The organism is Acinetobacter sp. UBA3132 (genome assembly GCF_002364825.1).
Taxonomy (GTDB): domain Bacteria; phylum Pseudomonadota; class Gammaproteobacteria; order Pseudomonadales; family Moraxellaceae; genus Acinetobacter; species Acinetobacter schindleri.
On record NZ_DEZM01000140.1, the window covers coordinates 1 to 4190 of the forward strand.

At 45.9% G+C, this 4190-nt stretch carries 4 protein-coding genes; 2 read left to right on the forward strand and 2 right to left on the reverse strand.

Translation table 11 applies throughout. From position 1 onward, the window contains the following. A partial coding sequence (locus B4033_RS07555; RefSeq protein ID WP_376745268.1) for an arylesterase occupies positions 1 to 492 on the reverse strand: 492 nt, incomplete at its 3' end. Positions 493 to 570: 78 nt separating this feature from the next. Here B4033_RS07555 and B4033_RS07560 point away from each other — a divergent pair. Next, on the forward strand, positions 571 to 1296 hold the full coding sequence (locus tag B4033_RS07560) for an ABC transporter ATP-binding protein (RefSeq protein ID WP_004893459.1): 726 nt from the start codon (positions 571 to 573) through the stop codon (positions 1294 to 1296). A gap of 1 nt (position 1297) precedes the next feature. Continuing rightward, positions 1298 to 3772, forward strand: a complete 2475-nt coding sequence (locus B4033_RS07565; protein ID WP_286832949.1) for an ABC transporter permease — start codon at positions 1298 to 1300, stop codon at positions 3770 to 3772. An 18-nt stretch (positions 3773 to 3790) separates the two neighbouring features. On the opposite strand, the gene B4033_RS07570 is transcribed toward B4033_RS07565, so the two are convergent. Continuing rightward, positions 3791 to 4190, reverse strand: a 400-nt coding sequence (locus B4033_RS07570; RefSeq protein ID WP_286832952.1) for a rhomboid family intramembrane serine protease, incomplete at its 5' end; no start/stop codon positions are given.

Below are 4190 nucleotides of genomic sequence, written 5' to 3' on the forward strand. Positions count from 1 at the left end.
ATCCTGTTGCATCAAGTTTTTATTTCCTGCTACCCCATTCAAAAAGAATGGTAACAATTTCACTTTATATTGCTGGCTCACCACCTTGTAATTATTTTCAAAAGCTTTTGTATAACTTTGACCATAATTTGGCGGCATTTTCATGCCAAAAAGAATGACTTTTGCTTTGGCTTTCTGACTTTGCTGAACCAGATTTGCCAGATTTTTCTGAATCATCTGTGGCGGCTGACCACGTAGGCCATCATTACCACCCAGTTCAATCACGACAATATGTGGCTTGTGGGTCTGGAGCAGTTTAGGCAGACGTGCCAGTGCACCGCTGGTGGTTTCACCGCTCACACTTGCATTGACCACTTTATGCTGTTTCGGATACTGTTGGTTTAAACGTTTTTGCAACAGATTGACCCAACCCTGTTCAGGTTGAATACCATAACCCGCACTTAAGCTGTCACCCAGAATCATAATGGTCTTTGCTGAAACCAGCACCGGCATCAGGCACAGGCCAAACAGTGCTAAGCTGCGGAATAGATAAGACTTTAGAATTTGAATATTCAGATGCATAGGAAAAGTATGATTCAAGATCGCCAGAAAGCTACCATCATGCCACAGCCAATAATTTCTGCTCAACAATTGACACAAAAGATACAACTATCACAAAAACAGTTGACGATTTTTGAGGACCTCAATCTGGAGATTCTGGCTGGAGAACAGGTAGCGATTACCGGACGATCCGGCTCTGGGAAATCCACCTTACTGGGCATACTGGCAACCTTGGATCAGGCCAGTTCAGGTCAGTTACAGGTCTGTGGCGAATCCATTACTGAAATGAATGAAGAACAGCGAGCCAAGGTCAGACTGGAAAATATCGGTTTTGTATTTCAGTCTTTTCAGCTGTTGCCACATCTGACTGCATTAGAAAATGTGATGTTGCCCTTACGTTTACAGCCAAACTTCAATTATGCCGCAGCCGAACAAAAAGCGTTGAATCTGTTGCAAAGAGTAGGGCTGGACCGTCAGGCCCAGCAAACCCCTAAAGTGCTTTCTGGCGGGGAACAGCAACGTGTTGCGATTGCCCGTGCTTTGGTGAGTGAGCCAAAAATCATTTTTGCTGATGAACCGACTGGAAATCTGGATGGGGAGACCGCCAAGGAAATTGAACAGCTGTTATTTCAGTTAAACCATGAATTGGGTACCACTTTAATTCTCGTGACCCATGACCAGAAACTGGCGCAACTATGCCAGCGTCATTTTGAGTTAAGCAATGGTCAGTTGACTGAACATGTGAATGGAGGATGATATGAACCTCTTCCGTCCTTTACTGACTCAAAGCTTTAAGACTACGGGCATTTATCTGCTGATTATTGCATTGACCCTGGCAATTAGTGCGACCACAGCGCTTAAGTTCAGTAATGAGCAGATTCAGAATGCCGCGGCATTGCAAGCTGCGGAAATGTTGGCTGGAGATCTGCTACTCAGTAATAACGAGCCAATCGAAGATGCCTGGCGAGAAAAGGCTGATCAGCTGGGTTTGCAGCAATCGGAGGTTACTGTATTTGGCAGTATGGCACATACCAATGACGAATTTGTCATGGTCAATGTCAAAGCGATTGATACTGCTTTTCCTTTACGCGGTGAGCTAAGAGTCAAACCTGAAGCTAAACAATTAAAACCGGGTGAAATCTGGCTCAGTCAGCGTGCCATGGATCTGCTCAAAGTTAAAGTGGGGGATCAGGTCAATATTGCCGATGCCTCATTCAAGATTACTGCCGTGATTGACTATGACTCTAATCAGGAATTAGGCTTCTCGGGTTTCTCACCGACCGTAATTATCTCTCAGGCAGATGTGGCACGAACCAATGCGATTCAGGCCGGTAGCCGGATTGATTATCGTCTGCTCATGGCAGGTGATCCGGACAGTGTTCAAACGTATCAAAAAGACTTTAAGAAGATTGTTAAACCGGGTGTGGATACAGAAGCTGAGGAACAACAGTTTGAGGAGCAGAATAGTCTGCGTCTAAGAAATGCCAGTGAAAGCAATACCCGTTTGATGAAGCCGATTGCTAATCTGGATACCTTTTTGCAGTTGGCAAATATTTTGACCATCTTGCTTTGTGGTATCGCGATTGCCTTAACCGCACAGCGCTATGTACAGCAGAATCAGGATCATATTGCGTTAATGCGTTGTATCGGCGCGACGAAACAGCAAATTCTGGCGGCTTATCTGGCATTACTTGGACTGGTACTGGCAATCGCGATGCTCATAGGCACCATTGTTGGCATCAGTTTAGGTTATGCTTTGCTGCAACTCATGTTACAGCTGATTCCACATCTGCAGCTACAATTCTCGGCGATGGCGATGCTCTCAGGTCCATTACCGATTGCGATGCTGACCAGTGCTGTGGTGTTGCTTGGTTTTGTGCTACCAAGTTTGTGGCAATTACTCAATACTGCACCGATCCGGGTCATCCGTCAGGAAGAAAAATCCGTACATTCCATGTTGTGGATGCTGGTGAGTGGGACACTGAGCCTGATTATTTTCAGTGTGGTGCTCACCGAGAATATTGTATTAACGGCTTGGGTAATTGGTGCCATTATTCTGCTTTGCGCTGTGCTGTATCTCACCGTATGGGGATTGCTGAAAGTCCTGCGTAATACAAAATCCCGGATTTCCGCTTATGTACGGACACCGTATCAGACTGCATTACAGATCACCGCTTTGGCACTGGGCTTGAGTCTGATTACTGTATTAGCCGTATTGCGTACCGATCTGCTGGAACGCTGGCAACAGCAGTTACCAGAAGGTACACCGAACCAGTTTGTCTATGGCTTGCCGCCTTTTGAGATGCCACAGTTGAGGGCCGAGTTAGAGCAAAATGGCTGGAACAGTACGCCGCTATATCCGAATATTCGTGGCCGTCTGATTGCCAAGAATGATCAGCCATTTGCTGCAGAGTTAGTCAAGAAGAGTAATACACTACGCCGTGAACTGAACCTGACCCAGACCGATCAGTATCCACAAGATAATGTGATTTTAACTGGCGAAGCGCAATTGAAACAGCCGGGAGAAGTTTCGGTTGAAGCCACGACTGCGGAAGAGCTGGGAATCAGGATTGGAGATAAGCTGACGTTTAGCTTACCTGAGGGACCACTAGAAGCCAAAGTAGTGAATCTACGTAGTGTGGAGTGGGAAAGCTTTAGTCCGAATTTCTTCTTTATCTTTACTCCGAATACCATGGATGCCAATGCCGGTAGTTATCTGGGCAGTTTCTATGTACCGGAACAGGAACGACCAAAACTGGTTCAGTTGATCCAGCAGTTTTCTAATACGGTCTTTATCGATGTCAGCCTGATTCTGAACGAGATCAAGCGTATTGTGAATGTATTGGTGCAGATCGTGACGATCCTGGCCTTACTGGTGAGTGTAGCAGGGATACTGGTTCTGATTGCCTGTCTGAATCTGCTCATGGATGAACGTAAGCGAGAGGTGGCTTTACTTCGCTCATTCGGAAGTTCCAAACAGAAACTGAAAACCATGCTTAGTCTGGAAATTGGTTTTATTGGTCTATGTGCCGGAATTGTATCTTGCCTGTTTGCCGAAGTGATTAGCGCCGTCGCCAGTTACCGCATGGAATTACCGATTCAGCCACACTGGGAAATCTGGATGATTCTACCGATCTTTATGACTTTACTCTGTGCGCTGATTGGTCGTTATCGACTGAGTTATCTGAGTGATATTCCACCGCTGCAAAGTTTGCGCGAGCTGAATCAATAAAAATTGAAGATGCGTCAGTTACAGTTTTAACTGCTGACGCATCATCTCCAGAATCTCCTGCCAGAGTGGCTTAATAGGATCAATCAGGATCAAGTTATATTGATAAAGCCCATAGCAGGCTGCTAAAGCAGCTATGAGTGCGATGAATTGAATAAAACCTGCGCGTTGCAGCTTTTGCCCGGCATACCAGAGTACAGCCAGCACAGCGCCCATAATCATGCCACCCATATGTGCAGCATTGTTAATGCCAGCAATCATAAACCCCATAAACAGGTTAATCCCCATCACCATCAGCAGGGTTTTTTTATCTAAAATAAAGCGCTGACGTGGAAGAACTGGCAGAATCGACAAGATTGTCAGTGCACCGCCCAGGCCCATGACAGCACCCGATGCACCAGCACTTACGCTTGGTAAAAGT

What these genes read in the sequence shown, in the direction of transcription:
- B4033_RS07560 (WP_004893459.1), top strand. Translation starts at nt 571, where the DNA reads ATGATTCAAGATCGCCAGAAAGCTACCATCATGCCACAGCCAATAATT.
- B4033_RS07565 (WP_286832949.1), top strand. Translation starts at nt 1,298, where the DNA reads ATGAACCTCTTCCGTCCTTTACTGACTCAAAGCTTTAAGACTACGGGC.